Consider the following 20,015-nt stretch of genomic DNA (forward strand, 5'->3'; position numbering starts at 1 on the left):
ATGAGTGATGTGCTTAATAATAAATCAGCTATCGGGCTTTTATACGAAACGGGTAGTACACCCACAATAAGTGCGAAAGGTTTTGGTGAATTAGCTGACGAAATAGTCGCTGCGGCCAAAAAGAAAGGAATTATGATCCACGAAGATGCTGCGCTTGCTAAAACATTATCACACTTGGCATTAGGAGAAGAAATCCCTAGAGAGCTTTACTATGTAATTGCGGAGCTAATTGCCTTTTCCTATGTATTAAGGGGGCAATTCCCGCCAGGTTGGAAGGACTTTCAAGGTAAGCTAAATATAAAAGCATAAACAAAATGTTGGCTTAAAATACCAATTAAACTAAAAAGGCGCTAAGCGCCTTTTTGCTTATGCAGAGAAAACAGTAATTCGGCTTCAGCTCTAGGCAGTTCACATTCGCGTATAACCTCGTCTAAATCGGCACCTAAGCCAACCATTTTTACAGCACGAGAATAAATTTTAGCATCTGGATCGTCGTATTTCTGAGCCGCTTGTTGTAAAACTAACTCTTGGTTTTGTTGTTCAACCTCAAGCACCCGTTTACCAATACTCAATAATCCGGTTCGTAATTCAGATACTTCACTTCGCAGAATATGAGTTTGCTCTGAAGTGTCTTTAAGTTGCTGCATAGCAGAATCAAGCTCAGTTGCTTGTTTGCTTTTTAATGCAGCAATTAGCGCTAACGATATAAGTCCAATCGCCAGCGCTGCAATTGCGATACTAAGTAACAACATATTTTAGTGGTAAAGCTTATATATCGCTTAACTCATCCCATTCATCATCGCTGAGCAATTTGTTTAAATCGACTAAAATCAGCAATTCATCATCACGATTACACACACCTTGAATGAATTTAGCACTTTCTTCAGTACCAACATTTGGTGCACTGTCTATTTCAGAACTACGTAGATAAACCACTTCAGAGACACTATCGGCTAAAATACCTATAACTTGTTCTTCAGCTTCAATGATTAAGATACGAGAGTTATCAGTTGCATCTGCAGCATCTAAACCAAAGCGAGAGCGTGTATCTATAACGGTTACAACATTACCACGTAAATTAATAATACCAATTACGTAAGAAGGCGCACCAGGCACTGGAGCAATTTCAGTGTAGCGCAATATTTCTTGCACTTGCATTACATTTACGCCATAAGTCTCTTCTTCTAGCTTAAATGTAACCCACTGTAATATTTCATCATTATCTGCATTTTTATTTGCTGACAGTAATTTATCTTGATTCATGCTATTTCCCCGTAATGGTCATTATTACTGACGACTATCTAAGCCTTTTTCTAATAATGCATTTAAATTATCGACATCTATTAAAGCACACATTTTTTCTTTAATAACACCGGCAAGCCATGGACGCTTACCTTTATTAGTATTCCATTTTACATCTTCTTTACTCAATGTAATGTTATTTATTAACTTTTCAGCCAATAATCCCCACTGGCTATCGCCTAGCGTGATTAAATATTGATAGTTAAGAGATGCTTCTAACTTGTCATCATACTTTTCAGGCATGACCCAACGAGCAGTATCAACAACATTTAGCTTCTCATCTCTGTTAAGCATAACTCCTTTAAACCATTTTGGCTTACCAAACAGATGATTTACTTCACTTAACTGATGAATTCCACCAAGTGACTTTAATGGCACAGCAAGCGTTAACCCTGCAACTTCAAAAAACAATGCCTGAAATTCGCCTTCAAAATAATCTTCTTGGCTTTGCGTTTTCAGTGCCTGTGAAGGCTTTTCTGATAATTGCGCTGCGGTATTATCTGTTACATCAATAACTTTATCTGTAACAACCTTTTCACTCGGTAAAGGCTTGGGTGCTACTACTGATTGAATTTGTTCATCAGTCTTTTCAGTTATATTGCTCTCTTTAGTCTGTAACTGTTCTTGATCAGTCCCATTGGGTATTTTTTCAAGCAGTTTTGCGACTGGCTCTAGGTTATCTATAGGCCCATCGTCACGTAACAATGCACCTAAATATTGAGTCATAACTTTTTCATTAGCAAATAATTGCTTACTCATTTATCAACCTTGTTCAATTAAATAGTCTAATAGTGCTTTATAAGCAAACACACCTCGAGATCGAGGACAAAACTCAATGGGTACTTTTTGCGCAAAGCTCGCATCCCTTAGCTTTGTATCTACGGGAATAACTCCTGGCCACACCTTATCTTTATAGGTATCTTGCAAAGTTTTATAAGCTTCTAAAGATGCTTTAGTCCGTTTATCGTACATAGTAGGAATTATAGTATATTCATAATTTTTCGCTTGCGAGGTTTGCATTAACTCCATCGTACGCATCATTCTATCAAGTCCTTTTAAAGCCAAGAATTCAGTTTGTACGGGAACTAAAATACGCTCGCTTGCCGCAAGTGCATTAACCATTAACACGCCTAACACGGGTGGGCAATCAAGAATTGCATAATCATAATGGTCACTAATTTTTGCAAGCGTTTTTTTTAATATTAACCCCATACCCGATTTATTACCCATACTCCTATCGAGTGTGGCAATTGCCATTGTCGCGGGTAAAATATCCAAATTCTCGAGCGTTGACGGACAGAGTGATTGAAGTATTTCTTCACTTTGCATGCCTGTACCACGGGCAAAAATATCATATACGCTAATTTCTAAATCTTCTGAATCGATACCAAAATAATAGGTTAATGATGCATGTGGATCTGTATCAATCAGTAATACACGCTTGCCGCGCAAAGCAAGAATACCGGCAAGACTCACTGCTGTTGTTGTTTTACCCACACCACCTTTTTGATTTGCCACAGTCCAGATTTTCACATTACATCCTAGTTACTGTTCGCTACGAGTAGTGATGCGGACACCACCATGAGGTAAACGAATTATTTTTATTGTATCGTCATCTGAAGGGAGTTCAATTTCGGGTTCTATTTTTTGACTCTCTGGCTTTGATTTATCAACGCCAATAACAGGTGGTAATCCATACTTAGAAAGTGCTATGACAACTTTGCGATTTTCAGCTCGCCCTTGCTCTGTACTATTATCTGCAAAAGGAGAATATTGCCCATAACCTTCTATTGCCATACGCGCAGAGTTTATTCCTAACTCTTCTAGTTCAACTAAAATTGATGTTGCTCTTGCTACCGATAACTCCCAATTAGAACGAAATATTTCATTACGAATAGTTTCATTATCAGTATAACCACGCACTCTGATATAATTATCTACAGGCGCAATAATATCTTTAACGAGTTTGACGACTTGTTTAGCTCGTAAATGAGCGACTGAACTGCCACTTGAAAATAGCATTCCAGAGCTAAGTTCAATAATTAGCCAATCTTGGTTTAACTCTAAATTTGCTTCACCATCACGAATTTCGTCAATAAGTGCTGATTGTAATTTTGTTAACAAGCTATCTAAAGGTTTTCCTAAATACTTTTGCTGTATATTGCTTGTGTCACTTTGTCCATCAAGTAGTTCAGGACCTTGCTCTTGTTTTTGAATGCTCTCGCCATAAAGTACTTCTTGTTCAGGAGTTACTCTATCAGTAAGAATACCATTACCGTTTACACCTTCACCATTTTGCGAATATTGGCGTGCAGATTTATCAAAAACATGTTCAAGTGAATCTGACAATATTTGAAAATTTTCTTCTTTACTGATTGCAATAGCATACATAACCACAAAGAATGCAAACATAATGGTCATGTAATCAGCATAAGAGACTAACCAGCGTTCGGTATGTTGGCTTTTTGAAGAGACATTGCGTAAGCGGCGGCGTAACATAGCGATTACTCTTGGGCTAAGTTAGGACGTTCTACACGGTAGGCTTCAAGCTTTAATTCAATATTTATCGGGCTTTCACCTAAGCTTATCGCGATAACACCTTCAGCAAGCATTTCATGATAAAGCATTTTTTGTTCAATCCGTTGTTTTAACTTATTTGCCATCGGCAAAAAAATAATATTAGCGAGACCTACACCATATATTGTAGCAATAAACGCAGTTGCCACACCTTCACCCAACTTTTGCGGATCAGTGATGAAAGACATCGCTTGAATAAGCCCTAGCACAGCACCTAAAATACCAATGGTAGGGCTATAACCTCCCATTGCTTCATAGACACGCCCTGCCTCTAATAATCTATCGCGTTCAAGTAATAAGTCTATTTCGAGTGTGTCTCGTAATTTTTGCTCAGAACAACCATCAACCAATAAACCAAGCCCTTTGGCGGCATAAATATCAGGATGAATAAACGCTTCGTTTTCTAGTGCCAAATAGCCTTCTTGACGGGCTTTGTGCGACCAGCGTTTAACTTGCTCAATTGCTTCGTCTATATCGTATTGTGGAGCGAAAAAAACCCAATGGCTTATTTTTAGCATTTTTTTAAAGGTGCTTGCAGATGTTTGTAACATCACAGCACCCAATGTGCCACCAAGCACTATAACGAGCGCAGGGACATTAAATAATGCAGATGCAACGCCCCCTTCCAAAGAGTAACCAATTGCTATAGATCCTAGCGCAATAAGTAGCCCTAGAATAGAAAGCTTATCCACAGCCAGTTTCTCTTTTTATTCTCGCAGCAACGTCATCAAGCGCTAAGATCTCACTGGCTAGCCCTGCATTTACTAATGCTTGTGGCATACCATAAACGACACAACTATTTTCATCTTGTGCCCAAATCGTTGCACCCGTTTGTTTGAGCATTCTTGCTCCATCACGCCCATCAGCTCCCATACCAGTCAACACTATTGCTAACACATCGCCTTGATAAGCTTTCGCTACACTTGCAAATGTTACATCGACGCTTGGTTTATAAGTGATTCGCTCGCTTTGATCTTCAAAAACTCTCAACGTTTTTGCAGCTCCACGCCCCTCAACCATCATTTGCTGACCACCGGGTGCTAAATAAGCCGTTCCAGCTTGTAAACGATCGCCTTGTTGTGCTTCTTTTACTTTAATTTTGCATAAGCTATTTAAGCGCGTCGCAAATGCCGGTGTAAATGCCGCAGGCATATGTTGAATCAATAAAATAGGGTGCGGGAAGTTAGCTGGTAACTGAGTTAAAATAGTTTGCAGTGCCACAGGCCCACCAGTGGATGTGCCAATCGCAAGTAGTTGATAATGTTTACCGCTAGTGCGAATTGTTGAAGCATTTACTGATGACTTAGGCTGCACTGCTGAGCGTTGAAAGCTTCTATCTGGCTGGCGTATATTAGTGTCTTTAGCAACTATTGATGGCTTTATACTCGGCGCTGGGGATGTTGGTGCTAGCTTAGCTGGAACTAAAGGTTTAAATGAACGAGGGATACGACGACGGCCAATCTCTTTTACTTTTGTTTGTAAAAGCTTTATTGCATCATCATTATTACGAGCAATGTCTTCAAACTTTTTAGGTAAAAAGTCCATTGCTCCAGCATCTAGCGCATCGAGTGTTGCTGTAGCACCATCACGCGTTAGCGATGAAAACATTAAAATAGGGGTTGGATTGCTTGCCATTATTTCTTTAACAGCACTGATACCATCTAAAACCGGCATCTCAACATCCATTGTGATCATATCAGGGCGTAATTGCTCAGTTTTTTCAACAGCTTCTCGACCATTTACAGCAAAGCCAATTACTTTAATATCGTTATCTTGTTCGAGAATTTCGCTTACTCTACGGCGAAAAAAGCTTGAATCATCAACAACTAAGACTTTAACAACCATTGAGCTCTCTTATTTAGTTTAGACGTAGGTGTAGTGCATACTACACCTACTTATTGTCAGTTCGCGTAATGTTTTAGCATACTTGGAACATCTAAAATTAATGCAATGCCACCATCAGACGTTATTGTAGCGCCAGCCATTCCGGGAGTGCCTTGTAATAAAGCGTCAAGTGGTTTGATTACAACCTCTTCTTGCCCTATTAACGAGTCCACTACAAAACCAACTTGCTGCGTGCCTATTTGAACAATAACGACATGACCTTGATCTTTACGTAGAGAACGATCGGCCCCTTTTACAAGCCAATGTTCCAAGTAGAACAATGGAACCGCTTTTTTGCGGACAATAACGGTTAACTGGCCATTAACAACATTTGTTTTAGTTAAATCAAAGTGGAATATTTCACTAACACCAGCAAGTGGTAATGCAAATGTCTGTGCACCAACAACAACCATTAACGTTGGAAGTATTGCGAGCGTTAACGGTACTTTAATCTCTAATGTTGTACCAACACCTAACTCTGATTCAATACTTACAGAACCGTTAAGCTGGGTGATTTTTGTTTTTACAACATCCATTCCAACACCACGTCCGGAAATATCCGAAATTTCTTCTTTTGTTGAAAAGCCTGGTGCAAAAATTAAGTTGTAAGCTTCAGTGTTTGAAAGCCGACTTGCTTGGTCATGATCAAGTACACCTTTAGCTATTGCTATTTTCTTGAGTTTCTCAGCATCCATACCTGCACCATCATCTTTGATAGTAAGCAAAATATGGTCGCCTTGTTGAGACGCTGATAACGTAACAGTACCTGTTCTTGATTTTCCAGATGCTTCACGTACATCTGGCATTTCAATGCCGTGATCGACTGAGTTTCTGACCAAATGCACGAGCGGATCGGCTAACGCTTCAACCAAGTTTTTATCTAAATCAGTTTCTTCGCCGACCAGTAATAAATTGATATCTTTATTTAAGCTTCTTGCCAAGTCACGAACAACTCGAGGAAAACGTCCAAATACTTTTTTGATCGGTTGCATGCGGGTTTGCATAACCGCACCTTGAATATCGGCGGTTACAACATCTAAATTTGATATTGCTTTACCCATCGCTTCACTTTCAGAATTGGTGGCCAAACTAACGAGGCGATTTCTCACGAGCACTAGCTCACCAACCATATTCATAATTTGGTCAAGGCGCTTAGTATCTACGCGTACGGTAGTTTCAGCTGCGGGCGCGACTGCCTTCTTCGGAGCTGCGGCTGGGCTTGGGACTGCAGGACTTGGTGCTTTTGCTTCAGGCTTATTAGCGGGCTTACTAACAGGGGCAGGCTCAACTTTCTTTGCCTGAACAGCCGGTTTTGGAGGTGCAGGTTTTGCAGCAACGGGCTGATTACTTTCTACAGATTTAGGTGCGCTGCCTTTGCCATGTAATTCATCTAATAGAGATTCAAATTCTGCGTCGCTAATATCATCATCAGAAGAGCCTGAGTTATTGGCGACTGGCGCTGTTTCTTGCGGTGTATGCGAAGCAACTGGTTCATTTTTTTGTACATCAACAGTGCCAAAACTACCAACACCATGTAGCTCATCTAATAAATTATCAAACTCGTCGTCAGTGATGTCACTACTAGAAGTAGTACTTACAGGTTTCTTAGTCTCAGAGCTTTGGTTATTACCATGCAGTTCATCAAGTAAGTTTTCGAATTCATCTTCTGTAATTTCATCAATTTGTGACTCAGCAGCTGGCGAAGCCGAACTACTAAATAATTCATCGAATGCAAATGGGTCGTCGTCAGGGCTTTGTGAGCTGATAGTGTTATTGTCACCGTTTTCTGTGGCAACGACATCAGCCTGTTCAGGTTCGCCTGCTGTAATTTCAGAAGAAGCTCCAGATAACTCATCTTCCGTTGGAGGTAACCCTAATTTATGTAGGACTTCAAGTAATTGAGGATCTGCAGGCTCAGGCTTATCACGGTTTTGAATTGTCGCAAACATTTCATTAATGGTGTCTAATGCTTGTAAGATAACATCCATTAATTCAGAGTTTACAGTTCGAACGCCCTGTCTGAGCAAATCAAATACATTTTCTGCACCATGACAAGCATCAACAAGCTCTGTCATAGCTAAAAATCCGGCACCGCCTTTTACTGTATGAAAGCCTCGAAATATAGCATTTAATAGTTCGGTATCTTCTGGATTATTTTCCAGTTCAACTAACTGTTCGGATAGAAGTTCAAGAATTTCTCCTGCTTCTACAAGAAAGTCTTGTAAAATATCTTCATCGACTTCAAACATGCAGTTACTCTCCTCTTAGAAGCCCAAACTTGATAAAAGATCATCGACTTCATCTTGATCAGACACAACATCATTACGCGATTCTTTATCAATAATAGGGCCCTCGGGACCTGCTAATGTTTGTACGGCAATCGGTTCTTCTGTTTTTTGTTGTTCTACTATATTAACTGTACCCACATCCTGCGCAGAAAACGCAGTGAGTAGATGAAGTAAGCTTTCTTCTACTTCTCTTACAAGCTCAATTACTCGACGAATAACTTGACCAGTCAAATCTTGATAATCTTGCGCCATTAAAACATTTGTCATTAAATTTTGTAATTCATCTGTTTTATTGTGTGAGTTACTCATAAACTTATCTATGCTGTGGCACAGAGTTTTAAACTCACCAAGCTCTATATCCCGACTCATTAACCGATCCCATGTCGGTTTAATGGCTGCTATCTCACCCGCTAACTCCTGAGTTATAGGGAGACTTGCCTCAACCGCATCCATGGTTTTATTTGCAGCATTCTCTGTCAACTCCATGACATAACTAAGTCGTTTTTTAGCATCAGGAATTGCATCGTTTGTTAAGTTTGTTAAACGCGAATCTAGTTCAAAGCCTTTTAGAGCTTCATGTAACTGACGCGTTAACTTGCCAACTTCAGCAAATATCTCTGACTGCTCTTTAGACGCTGTATCTAAAATTAATTGATCAGCTTTATCTTGCTCGTCGTTTTCTAAAAAAACAACGAGTTGACGCGCTTGTTCTAAAGTTATTCGAGGCGCAGCAGGTGCTGACATAAGCCTCTCCCTATAATTAACCTAAGCGTTCAAACACTTTTTCTAATTTGGTCTTCAATGTGCCAGCTGTAAATGGTTTTACAATATAGCCATTAACACCAGCTTGAGCAGCAGCTATTATCTGTTCTTTTTTAGCTTCAGCCGTTACCATTAAAACAGGGAGATGTTTTAACTTGTCATCCGCCCTAATTGCCCTTAAAAGGTCAATACCCTGCATACCTGGCATGTTCCAATCCGTCACGACAAAATCAAAAGACTGATTTTGTAGCATTGGTAAAGCAGTCGAACCATCATCTGCTTCTTGAACATTCGTAAAGCCTAAATCACGCAATAAATTCTTAATAATACGTCTCATTGTTGAAAAATCGTCAACAACAAGAATTTTCATGTTTTTATCCAAAACATCCTCCAGTGAGGTCTTAACCTTTATTTACTTACTACTAGTTTATCCAGTCATTGATTTTTGCTTTTAGCTTAATCATCGCCTGACCATGTATCTGACTCACACGCGACTCACTAACATCGAGTATATGCCCAATCTCTTTTAAATTCATTTCATCGTTATAGTACAAAGATAACACCATAGCATCTCGCTCTGGTAATGATTTTATTGCACTTAATAAAGACTCATTAAATCGTTCATTTTTAACATTATTAAAAGGTTTGTCTAGTGTTAAATCTTGACCCGCTGGAGTTATGACATCTTCATCAATTCCAAGGTCTTCTATACCCAACACTTTACTTGCATTTACATCGTTTAAAATATGATGGTACTCATTTAACGAAATATCAAGTTTTTCAGCAACTTCTATATCTGTAGGTTCACGATTTAAGTTTTTTTCTAATTCGTTTATCGTTTCAGCAACAAGACGACTTTTGCGATGCACAGAACGCGGAGCCCAGTCACCACGGCGCATTTCATCTAGCATAGCGCCACGGATGCGAATACCTGCAAACGTTTCAAAGCTTGCGCCTTTAGTTGCATCAAAGTTTTTTGACGCTTCAATCAGTCCTATCATACCCGATTGAATTAAATCATCGAGTTGTACACTTGGAGGTAGACGAGCAATTAAGTGACATGCCACTTTTTTAACCAGTGACGCATGTTTCTCAACAATCACATTTAAATTTTGTGTTGATTGATATCCCATAGCTCTATTTACCAATGTTGTCATAATTAGCCGTTAACCAGCTTCTCAATGAAAAACTCTAAATGCCCTGACGGTTGATTCGGTATTGGCCATTTGACCGCTTTTGTTGCCAGAGCTCGAAAAGCCACTGAAGCTGGAGAGCTTGGAAACAACTCCACAATAACTTTCTGCCGACGTGTCGCTTTACGCATATTTTCATCGTAAGGTATCGTTGCAGCTAGCTCCATAGAAATATCTAGGAAACGATCTGTTACTTTAGATAACTTTGCAAACAATTCTTGGCCTTCGCGAAGGCTGCGAACCATATTTGCAACAATTTTAAATTTATACACACCGTGCTCACGGCTTAATACTTTAATAAGTGCATACGCATCTGTTATTGATGTTGGTTCGTCACACACGACGACCATTACATCTTGTGCTGCACGAGAAAAGCTCAGCACCATATCGGAAATGCCGGCGGCGGTGTCTACTATCAATATATCAAATTCGGTATTTAATTCGCTAAAGGCACGAATAAGACCCGCGTGTTCAGAAGGTGATAATTCAACCATGTTTTGCGAACCCGACGTTGCAGGGACAATTTTAATCCCAGCAGGACCTTCAACTAAAATCTCATCCAGTTCGCATTCACCAGATAATACATGCGATAAATTGCGCTCAACACGAAGCCCAAGCATCACATCACAATTTGCTAAACCTAAGTCGGCATCAAGAACTAAAACTCGCTTACCTTGTTGACCTAATGCAATTGCAGTATTTAGTGAAACATTTGTTTTACCTACTCCACCTTTACCACCGGTCACAGCGATAACTTTTACGCCGTTATTATTGTTTTGACTCATTTTTCGCAGGCCGCTTGCTTGATCTAATACTGTGTTAATCATACATCCCTACTGTGTTCGACGCCACTGATTGATGTCGTGAATGTTGTGATTTTATTCTTTTTAAATATAATTGCTCAGCTTTTTTTACTAGTTTTTCTGAATTCGCAACGCGAATGTCCTCTGGTACTCGCTGACCATTAGTAAGATAACCTATTGGAAGACGATTTTGAATCGCAATACTAATAATCTCACCTAAACTTAACGATTCATCTAATTTAGTAAAAATACAACCACTTAACTGTACTTTTTTGAAATGTCTTACCGTTTCTTGTAATACATTAATTTGTGCTGTGGCACTTAATACTAAATAATTACGAATATCGACACGTTGATTACGCATTAACGTATTTAATTGCTCGGTTAAACGCAAATCACGCTGGCTCATTCCTGCGGTGTCAATTAATACTAGACGTTTATTTCGTAAATGATATAAAACTTCAGCCAATTCATTAGCATCTTTAACTTGCTTTACGCTACACCCTATAATTCGGCCATATGTTGCTAGTTGCTCGTATGCACCAATTCTGTAGGTGTCCGTAGTGATTAACGCAACTTTATCAGCGCCATACTTTTGCGCACCAAGTGCAGCAAGTTTTGCGACAGTTGTTGTTTTACCCACTCCCGTTGGGCCGACTAATGCGTAAACTCCACCTTGACGCAGTATTTCGTTGTTCGTGGTTTGCATTTGATCTTCAACCATCGCTAATAAAGCTTTCCAACCTTGCTGGCGAGAAACATCATCAGGTACAAAACACGCCATTTGCTCAGCAACATCTTTGCCTATTCCCATGCCAATTAAACGATCAATCATGCATGCACGCGTTGGATCACGTCGCGCCATATCTTGTTGCATTAAACCTGAGACTTGGTGCTCTAATAGCTGACGAATTGCATTCATTTCTTCACGCATAGATGTCATCTCTAAGCTTTCATTATTTTTAGCTTGCTGACGAGGTGCTATCGGGCTTTCAAGGTCATCAAAATCACTTTCTAAATCATCAAAACCTAAGCTATCAGCTTGTGTTTGAGGGCGTATCGGCGCTGTATTTTCATGTGAAAACATATTTTTAGGACGTTGTTTAGCTACAGGTTCTTGATAATTTTCGGTAGTATCAATTCCCGATTGTGAAAACATTGAAGCTAGCTCAGGTGAACGAGGTCGAGGTGATTGGCGTTCCAATAATGCTTCTAAACTATCTGCAACTTTAGCCTGTGGTGAAGGCTGTGCACGCTGTGGTTCCGGTTTTATAAAATTGTGCGTATTTTGCGATTGCGCTAAATGATTAGAGCGCTCTGTTGCTGTATTTTGAGACTGAGCAACTGGTTTTGGGGCCGTTTTTTCATAATCAACAGCTGCCACAATTTCGACACCGTTAGCTAGTTTTTTATTTGACATGATAACCGCATCAACACCGAGTTCATCTTTAACTTCTTTAAGTACTGTGCGCATATCTTTAGCAAAAAAACGTTTAATTTTCATGGTTTAACCCCTGTTTAAATCTTATTGTTGGCCTACCGAGCTAACAATCTTAATCTGTCTTTCATCTGGTACCTCTTGATAAGACATCACTCTCAATCCTGGAATGGTGTACTTAACAAAACGAGATAACACAGTGCGTAACATTCCTGACGTTAGCAATATTGAAGGTTCACCAGCCATTTCTTGATTTTGATGCGCTTCATTTAATGAAATTTGAAGTCGCTCAGCAAGACCTGGTTCTATTCCGGCACCTTCGTCACCTGCATTCTGCAATGACTGATGCAACATCTGTTCCAACTCCGGCGCCAAGGTTATGACAGGGATCTCTGAAGACATACCCACCGCATCTTGAACGATAAGTCTACGTAACGAAATACGCACCGCAGCCGTTAATACATCAGGGTCTTGGCTACGAGGACCATACTCTACAAGGGTTTGTACAATTGAACGCATATCGCGTATTGCGACTCCTTCATTTAATAAATTTTGTAATACTTTTACAATAACGGTTAATGGCAGTACGTCAGGCACAAGCCCTTCAACTAAACGAGGGTGGCTCTTGCCCAACATATCTAGTAGGTTTTGAACTTCTTCGTGACCTAATAACAATGCCGCACTGTTTGTTAGTAATTGACTTATATGTGTTGCCACTACTGTCGCTGAGTCAACCACGGTATAGCCTAACGATTGTGCTTCATCTTTTTGATCTGGCTTGATCCAAACAGCATCGAGTCCAAATGCAGGGTCTTTAGTCTCAACGCCTTTAATAGGGCCAAATACTTGCCCTGGGTTAATCGCTAACTCATCACCATGCTTGAGCTCACCCTCACCTGTCGAAACCCCCATCAACGTTATTCTGTATGCATTAGGGTCAAGCTCCAAGTTATCGCGTATATGAACTGGTGGAACTAAAAAGCCCAATTCTTGAGATAGCTTTTTACGTACACCTTTTATACGATTGAGCAGCTCACCACCTTGTGATTGATCAACGAGTGGAATAAGTCTATAGCCAACTTCTAAGCCAATTACGTCAACTTGCTGAACATCATCCCAACCAAGTTCTTTTTGCTCTTGTTTATTGGCAATGCCAGTACCAGCAGCACCATTTACAGCCTCTTCCTCTATAGCGGCAGCCGCTTTTAGTTTACTTTGTTGTGTGTAATAAGCTAAGTACCCTAAAAGCGCGCCTAAGCTTAAAAAAGCAAAATGTGGCATGCCAGGTACTAAGCCCATTATTATTAATATACCTGAGGCGATAAATAATGACTTTTCATTACCGAGTTGTTTCTTAAATTGATCGCCCATATTGAGCGACTCATTTTGACGTGTTACAACAATTGCAGTACCAATTGAGAGTAATAAAGAAGGAAGTTGAGCTACTAATCCATCCCCGATGGTAAGTAACGTATACACTTCCATTGCGTTACTAAAGCTTAAATTATGCTGGATCATACCAACAAATAAACCACCAACAATATTAATAATCAAAATGATGATACCCGCAATAGCATCACCTTTTACAAACTTACTCGCACCATCCATTGAACCGTAAAAATCGGCTTCTCGTGTGACTTCTTCGCGGCGATCTCGTGCTTGCTCTGCGCTAATAAAACCCGCATTTAAATCCGCGTCAATCGCCATTTGTTTACCTGGCATTGCATCAAGGGTAAAACGTGCCGATACCTCAGAGATACGCCCTGCACCTTTGGTAATTACGACAAAGTTAATAATAATTAGAATTAAGAATACAACCAAACCAACCGCGTAATTACCACCAATAACAACAGAGCCAAAGGCCTCAATTACTTTACCTGCAGCATCGCCGCCATTGTGACCTTCAAGTAGTACTACCCGCGTACTGGCGACATTGAGTGCTAAGCGCATAATTGTTGCGATTAGGAGTACGGCTGGAAACATACCAAACTCAACTGGTTTCATCGTATAAACTGTAACCAGCAATACAACCAAAGCGAGCGCTATGTTGAACGAAAAAAGAATATCAAGTAAAAATGGCGGTAAGGGTAAAATCACCATTCCCAAAGCAGCAAGTACAAGCAAAGGGGTACCTACCCCTTTAGCATATTCTTTTTTATCTTTGTTAAGTTGTTGTAATACCGCTTTAAAACTCATAATTCTACAATTTCAAAAAATTGACACTGCATAGAATTAGCAATAACTATTCCAAGTTACCAAGTTAACCTGAGCTCTGGATAATAAATCTATCTCAACCAGCTATTTTAATACCTATAGGCATCGGGGATAGGCAGTTTATTATTGAGTTTGGTTGGACGTTTTCCACGCCCTTTATTAAAGCGCTTAAGTTGAAAAACATACGCTAAGACTTGAGCTACAGCGGTAAATAATTGATCGGGGATTTGATCGCCTACCTCAGCTGTATGATAAAGAGCTCGAGTGAGCATAGGGGACTCTACAATGGGTACTTCGTTGCCGATTGCGACCTTACGAATCTGCATCGCCATTTCATCAATGCCTTTGGCTAGCACAATGGGCGCTCCTGCACGCTCTGTGTCGTATTTTAGCGCCACAGAATAATGTGTTGGGTTGGTAACAATAACATCAGCGTCAGGTACGTCTTGCATCATTCGCTTTTGCGACATTTGTCTTTGCGTTTGCCTTATGCGTGCTTTTATTTGAGGATCACCTTCTGAATTTTTATATTCGTCTTTAACTTCTTGCAACGTCATTTTTAGTTGTTTGTTATGATTGTAGCTTTGAAATGGCGCATCAATAGCTGCAATAATAATTAAAGTGCACGATAGACCCAAAAACATCCATGCCAAAATTTCCAGAGCATGAATAATATTACCTGGCGTATTCTCTACGCTTAAATGTAGTATTTCATCAAAAAATGTATTAATTAAAAACACAGCAAAGCTGGCTACTAAACCGAATTTTAAAAGTGATTTTACAAGTTCAACAGCCGCTTGCGACCCAAACATGCGTTTAAAACCTTTCATAGGCGACATTTTACTTGCTTTAGGTGCCGCCGCGCCCCAACTGAAATTAAAGCCACCTAACAAGGTGTTACCAATAAATGCAGCTAAGACAATTATAAATACAAACATGCCCATCGGGAAAATTAAAGCATCCGAAACCTCCCCCCATACAGCAAACATTTTAGTTGTATCGTATGTTTCATTTCGATTCAAACTAAGCATGCGTCCCATTATATTGTACAAACCTTTGCCTATTTCTGGTCCGTACATTAATAACGAAATTGCAGAGAAAATTAAAACAAACATGGTTCCGAGTTCTTTAGAGCGTGCTATTTGGCCCTTTTTTTTCGACTCATCAATTTTTTTCGATGTGGGTTCTTCTGTTTTTTCTTGTCCTGAATCTTCAGACATTAGGCTCTCCTATGGCGAACAGCCAACTAAAGTACACATTAACTCAATCATTTTGAGCCATTGATATTCGAACTGAAAAATAAAGTTACCTAACGTAGCCCAAATAATAATAAGCCCCGCCACAAGCGTTAGTGGAAAGCCAATAGAAAAGATATTCAATTGTGGTGCCGCACGCGTCATAATGCCAAACGACATATTAATAACCAGCATTGCAGTTAAGGGGGCAAGCGATAGTACCAAGGCCGTGCTAAACATCCAGCCACCCCACGTTACAATATCCCAATAGTGATCAACAGCCCACCAATTACCATCAACAGGTAACACTTCGAAACTATGGATAACCATTTGGATCATCATTAAATGACCATTAAATACAAAAAATAATAAAGTCGCTAAAATCAAATAAAATTGTCCAACAGCAGGTACACTCATACCATTGGAGGGATCAACAACTGAGGCGAAACCAAGGCCCGTTTGCATTGCTAATATTTGTCCTGCTAAAACAAATGTATTTAATAATAGCGTAGATGCAAACCCAATCGCCACACCAATCAGCAGTTGCTGGATCACAACTAAAATCATTTCAAAAGAAAATAAATTGGTAAATGTCGCAGGAGGAAGGTTAGGCAAAGCAACAAGAGTAACGACAACCGCTAAACCCACTTTTATTCGTGTGGGTACATTTTTAGCGCCTAAACCCGCCATCACCATTATCATTGAGCTTATTCGTACTAGCGGTAATAAAAAGTCACTCAACCATTGAATGATTACTGAAAATGGCAGCTCCATAGTTAGCCTGCAATTTCAGGGATGATCATGACTAATCGAGTAAAAAAGTCCATGAGTTCCTGCGTAAGCCAGTGACCTCCAACAATGAGTGCGCTGATAGTTATTAGCAAACGAGGTAAAAAGCTCAGCGTTTGTTCATTAATTGACGTCGCCGCCTGAAATACAGCAACCACCAAACCAATAATTAAACCAGGTACCACAATTGCAGAAACCAGTTTGATAACTAAAAATAGTGCATCACTCAGAATATCAACAAAAATTTCCGGTTCCATGCTGACTCCTAGTTTTGTATTTGCTTTTTATTAAGCGTATTCACGTACCTAAACCAAAGCTTTTAGCTAACGTACCCATTACTAAACTCCAGCCATCTACTAGCACAAATAGCATTATTTTAAACGGTAAAGAAACAATCATTGGCGATAACATCATCATACCCATGGCCATTAAAACTGAGGCGACCACTAAATCAACAATTAGGAAAGGAATAAAAAACATAAAACCGATAATAAAGGCGGTTTGCAACTCACTGGTTACAAATGCAGGTATTAATACAATTAATGGGGCTGCTTCTGGTGAATCTAATTGATCGTGCCCCGCTATTTTTGCAAATGTTTCTAAGTCTTTAAGACGAACTTGAGAAAGCATAAATGCTTTCATCGGCTCTTTAGCAAGTTCTAAGGCCTCTAATGAGGTTACCTTCTCACTTAAATATGGCTCTATGGCGCGTTCATTAATTTTTTCATAAATGGGCGACATGATAAAAATACTTAAAAAAAGCGACATACCTAATAGAACTTGATTTGATGGTGTTTGCTGCAAACCAATAGCTTGGCGCAAAATAGCGAGTACAACAATAATACGTGTAAATGATGTCATCATAATTATGGCAGCGGGTATAAAACTCAACGCCGTCATAATGGCTAAAACTTGCAATGTTACTGAGTAATCTTGCGTGCCATCTGCGTTTGTTGTAATTGTTAGCGCATCAAGGCCTTCTGCACTTGCACTGGGAACAAACACAATGGCAATAAAAATAAGTAGCCATTTTATCATAGTGTTATTTCTTTTTATTTTGATTTACTTGTGGGTTTAAAAGCTTGCCAAATCGCTTAGCGAGCTCTGGTAATTCTTTTTCTGTTAAAGGTGTTTCTAATTTATGCAAATAATTAATATTTTGTGGGGTAACCCCTAGCAAATGTTGCGTATTATCTATTTCAATAACCAGTAAACGCTCTCGCGAGCCCAGTGGTAAGCTCCGAATAACTTTAAATTCATCACTATTGACTAAATTAGGATTTAGTTTTTTTACAAAATAAGCCAGTACGAGTATAAGTACTAGCACTGCAGCTAATGAAAGCACCATCGAGAGTATGTCCCCAGATGGGGCTGCGGTATCTGCGGCAGGAAAAACTGAATTTGCTAATGCAATCAAACTACTCATCGTAACTTTTTAATCCGTTCAACTTGACTAACAACATCTGTCAATCTGATACCAAATTTATCGTTAACAACAACAACTTCACCATGCGCTATTAGTGTGCCATTAACAAGTACATCAAGAGGCTCACCAGCGACTCGATCTAGTTCTACAACGGATCCTTGGTTAAGTTGCAATAAATTACGTATATTAATTTTAGAGCGCCCTACTTCCATAGAAATAGTAACGGGGATATCTAAAATCGTATCAAGTTTACGCTTTTCATCACCACTTAGCTCATGTCGTTCATCACTTAACTCATCGAGTTCAGCAACGTGTGCTTCATCTGCACTCTCCTCTGGAATCTCAGCCTCAGCTAATGCTGCTGCCCATTCATCCATAGTATCTTGGTCATCACTCATACTTTTCGCCTTTTAGTAAATTACCAGTCTAAGTCTACACCCTCAGAGAGGTGTAAATCATCTTCTAGTTCTGCTAATTCTGCATCCGAATCAATTTTCTTGCCGCCTTTGGTAAATACATGCAGCTCAGACTTAACTGAATCAGGACGTTTAATTTTTTCGCTAATTTGTAGGGCAACATTGTCGCGAGAACGACCCATCTTCGCCCTAAATGTAGGTAACTCTTCAACAAATACGGTTATGTGCTCTGGCATTTCAACCGGAATTATGTCGCCCGCTTTAAGCTCCATTATTTGTGCTAAGGTTAAATCGACTTCTAGTAACTGAGTCGATAAGCCAACCTCTACATCCATAATTTCATCACGCAGCGCTTTGCTCCAGCGTAGATCGGTATCTTCAGTGTCTGATTGAACACCCGCATCCAATAGCTCTCTAATTGGCTCAAGCATTGAATAAGGAAGCGCAATATGAAAGTCGCCGCCACCGCCATCAAGCTCAATATGAAAAGAGCTAATAACAACAACCTCGGTTGGACTTACAATATTAGCCATTGCTGGATTTACTTCAGAATCCAGATACTCAAATGAGACATCCATAACCGGCGCCCATGCTTCTTTATAATCTTCAAAAATTATTTTAAGTAGCATTTGCACTATACGACGTTCTGTTGGCGTAAATTCACGCCCTTCTATTTTGGCGTGATAGCGTCCATCACCACCAAAAAAGTTATCAACCAAAATAAACACAAGACGTGCTTCCATGGTGATAAGCCCAGTTCCTTTTAGTGGTCTGAAACGCACCATATTTAAACTAGTAGGTACGAATAGCGTATGGACGTACTCACCAAATTTAATCATTTGAACGCCGTTGATAGACACTTCAGCAGTGCGGCGCATCATGTTAAATAAGCTAATTCGCATATGCCTTGCAAAACGTTCATTAACAATTTCGAGTGTCGGCATGCGACCACGTACGATCCGGTCTTGGGAAGAAAAGTCGTACTGAAGTGTACCCCCTCCACCATCTTCACCGTCGTGTATATCTTCCTCTTCAACATCATCAACACCGTGTAATAGCGCATCAATTTCGTCTTGGGATAATAAATCGCTCACACTAACCCCTTATTGCATCACAAAGCCGGTAAATAACACCCGCTCTATTACTTTGCTACCTTCAACATCGATTAACGCAGCTTGCACTTTTTCCAGAGCTGCAAAACGAAGTGTTTCTTTACCTGCACTTGTGCTTAACTCATCAGCGGTGGTCGTTGAAAAAATACTAAGTAGCTTTCCTTCAATAAGTGGAATATGTTTTTTTGCAGTTTCTTCATTAACACTACCACGTACCAAAAGTTGTACTTTAACTTGTACTATTCTATCTCTACTTGAACCAGGTACATTAAATACAAATGGTCTTGGCATGGCGACATATAACGCAGTCCCGACCTCTGCTGATGAACTAGCCGTATCAGCAGGAGCATCAGTGGCCGCAGCTGTCTCTTTGTTTACTGCTTCTGCAGGAGCGTCAGAACCTGACATTAAAAAATAACCTGCAATGCCACCGACAACAAGTAAAGCGGCTGCGATGATTATTATGAGTTTCTTTTTACTTTTACCTGTTTCTTCTATTTCTAAATTAGTGTCTTCAGCCATTGTATTTCCTTTATCCGCAAAGGTATTTACTTGTTTTAACTATTATAATAGCAG

Annotated in this window: 23 protein-coding genes; 1 reads left to right on the forward strand and 22 read right to left on the reverse strand. The window is 39.8% G+C overall.

Annotation, left to right across the window (positions count from 1 at the left end):
- Positions 1–309, forward strand: coding sequence for an EscU/YscU/HrcU family type III secretion system export apparatus switch protein (locus H5119_RS01315; RefSeq protein ID WP_077537267.1), 309 nt, complete (start codon positions 1–3; stop codon positions 307–309).
- Between the two features lie 41 nt (positions 310–350).
- On the opposite strand, the gene H5119_RS01320 is transcribed toward H5119_RS01315, so the two are convergent.
- The 22 genes from H5119_RS01320 to fliL form a co-directional block, all read right to left on the reverse strand.
- On the reverse strand, positions 351–752 hold the full coding sequence (locus H5119_RS01320) for a DUF2802 domain-containing protein (RefSeq protein ID WP_077537266.1): 402 nt from the start codon (positions 750–752) through the stop codon (positions 351–353).
- Between the two features lie 16 nt (positions 753–768).
- Positions 769–1,263 carry a chemotaxis protein CheW gene (locus H5119_RS01325; protein WP_077537265.1) on the reverse strand — a complete coding sequence of 165 codons (495 nt, stop codon included), beginning with the start codon at positions 1,261–1,263 and terminating at the stop codon, positions 769–771.
- 24 nt (positions 1,264–1,287) lie between these two features.
- Positions 1,288–2,061: a chemotaxis protein CheW gene (locus H5119_RS01330; RefSeq protein ID WP_182700919.1), complete on the reverse strand. Its 774-nt coding sequence runs from the start codon at positions 2,059–2,061 to the stop codon at positions 1,288–1,290.
- Positions 2,062–2,064: 3 nt separating this feature from the next.
- Entirely contained in the window at positions 2,065–2,835 is a 771-nt protein-coding gene (locus H5119_RS01335; RefSeq protein ID WP_182700920.1) for a ParA family protein, read from the reverse strand.
- A gap of 12 nt (positions 2,836–2,847) precedes the next feature.
- Positions 2,848–3,801, reverse strand: a complete 954-nt coding sequence (locus H5119_RS01340; protein WP_182700921.1) for a flagellar motor protein MotB — start codon at positions 3,799–3,801, stop codon at positions 2,848–2,850.
- Positions 3,802–3,806: 5 nt separating this feature from the next.
- Positions 3,807–4,571 (reverse strand): flagellar motor protein, encoded by a 765-nt coding sequence (locus tag H5119_RS01345; protein WP_077537261.1) that lies wholly within the window; start codon positions 4,569–4,571, stop codon positions 3,807–3,809.
- On the reverse strand, positions 4,564–5,724 hold the full coding sequence (locus tag H5119_RS01350; protein ID WP_182700922.1) for a chemotaxis response regulator protein-glutamate methylesterase: 1,161 nt from the start codon (positions 5,722–5,724) through the stop codon (positions 4,564–4,566). The genes H5119_RS01345 and H5119_RS01350 overlap by 8 nt, the downstream gene beginning before the upstream one ends.
- Before the next feature lie 56 nt (positions 5,725–5,780).
- Positions 5,781–8,012, reverse strand: a complete 2,232-nt coding sequence (locus tag H5119_RS01355; RefSeq protein WP_182700923.1) for a chemotaxis protein CheA — start codon at positions 8,010–8,012, stop codon at positions 5,781–5,783.
- A gap of 15 nt (positions 8,013–8,027) precedes the next feature.
- The gene (locus tag H5119_RS01360) at positions 8,028–8,795 is read right to left on the reverse strand and encodes a protein phosphatase CheZ (protein WP_077537258.1); all 768 of its coding nucleotides are present in this window, start codon (positions 8,793–8,795) and stop codon (positions 8,028–8,030) included.
- Positions 8,796–8,811: 16 nt separating this feature from the next.
- Positions 8,812–9,195, reverse strand: a complete 384-nt coding sequence (cheY, locus tag H5119_RS01365; protein WP_024610547.1) for a chemotaxis response regulator CheY — start codon at positions 9,193–9,195, stop codon at positions 8,812–8,814.
- A 40-nt stretch (positions 9,196–9,235) separates the two neighbouring features.
- A complete protein-coding gene (locus tag H5119_RS01370; RefSeq protein WP_077538953.1) occupies positions 9,236–9,946 on the reverse strand; it encodes an RNA polymerase sigma factor FliA in 711 nt (236 codons plus the stop codon).
- A gap of 26 nt (positions 9,947–9,972) precedes the next feature.
- Entirely contained in the window at positions 9,973–10,833 is an 861-nt protein-coding gene (locus H5119_RS01375) for a MinD/ParA family protein (protein WP_077537257.1), read from the reverse strand.
- Entirely contained in the window at positions 10,826–12,313 is a 1,488-nt protein-coding gene (gene flhF / locus H5119_RS01380) for a flagellar biosynthesis protein FlhF (RefSeq protein ID WP_182700924.1), read from the reverse strand. Before flhF ends, H5119_RS01375 begins: the two co-directional genes overlap by 8 nt.
- Positions 12,314–12,334: 21 nt before the next feature.
- Positions 12,335–14,443, reverse strand: a complete 2,109-nt coding sequence (gene flhA, locus H5119_RS01385; protein ID WP_182700925.1) for a flagellar biosynthesis protein FlhA — start codon at positions 14,441–14,443, stop codon at positions 12,335–12,337.
- Positions 14,444–14,550: 107 nt separating this feature from the next.
- A complete protein-coding gene (gene flhB / locus H5119_RS01390; protein ID WP_182700926.1) occupies positions 14,551–15,681 on the reverse strand; it encodes a flagellar biosynthesis protein FlhB in 1,131 nt (376 codons plus the stop codon).
- 9 nt (positions 15,682–15,690) lie between these two features.
- The gene (gene fliR, locus H5119_RS01395) at positions 15,691–16,470 is read right to left on the reverse strand and encodes a flagellar biosynthetic protein FliR (protein WP_138585393.1); all 780 of its coding nucleotides are present in this window, start codon (positions 16,468–16,470) and stop codon (positions 15,691–15,693) included.
- A gap of 2 nt (positions 16,471–16,472) precedes the next feature.
- On the reverse strand, positions 16,473–16,742 hold the full coding sequence (fliQ, locus tag H5119_RS01400) for a flagellar biosynthesis protein FliQ (RefSeq protein WP_077537252.1): 270 nt from the start codon (positions 16,740–16,742) through the stop codon (positions 16,473–16,475).
- A 40-nt stretch (positions 16,743–16,782) separates the two neighbouring features.
- The gene (gene fliP / locus H5119_RS01405; RefSeq protein ID WP_182700927.1) at positions 16,783–17,523 is read right to left on the reverse strand and encodes a flagellar type III secretion system pore protein FliP; all 741 of its coding nucleotides are present in this window, start codon (positions 17,521–17,523) and stop codon (positions 16,783–16,785) included.
- A gap of 4 nt (positions 17,524–17,527) precedes the next feature.
- Complete coding sequence (fliO, locus tag H5119_RS01410; protein ID WP_077537250.1) at positions 17,528–17,911, reverse strand: flagellar biosynthetic protein FliO; 384 nt, start codon at positions 17,909–17,911, stop codon at positions 17,528–17,530.
- Complete coding sequence (fliN, locus tag H5119_RS01415; RefSeq protein WP_138585394.1) at positions 17,908–18,309, reverse strand: flagellar motor switch protein FliN; 402 nt, start codon at positions 18,307–18,309, stop codon at positions 17,908–17,910. Before fliN ends, fliO begins: the two co-directional genes overlap by 4 nt.
- A gap of 20 nt (positions 18,310–18,329) precedes the next feature.
- Positions 18,330–19,421 (reverse strand): flagellar motor switch protein FliM, encoded by a 1,092-nt coding sequence (gene fliM, locus H5119_RS01420; RefSeq protein WP_182700928.1) that lies wholly within the window; start codon positions 19,419–19,421, stop codon positions 18,330–18,332.
- Positions 19,422–19,430: 9 nt separating this feature from the next.
- Positions 19,431–19,961, reverse strand: a complete 531-nt coding sequence (gene fliL / locus H5119_RS01425) for a flagellar basal body-associated protein FliL (RefSeq protein WP_138585395.1) — start codon at positions 19,959–19,961, stop codon at positions 19,431–19,433.
- Positions 19,962–20,015 lie beyond the last annotated feature (54 nt).

The sequence above is a fragment of the Pseudoalteromonas sp. SG45-5 genome (assembly GCF_014164085.1).
Lineage (GTDB): Bacteria > Pseudomonadota > Gammaproteobacteria > Enterobacterales > Alteromonadaceae > Pseudoalteromonas > Pseudoalteromonas aliena.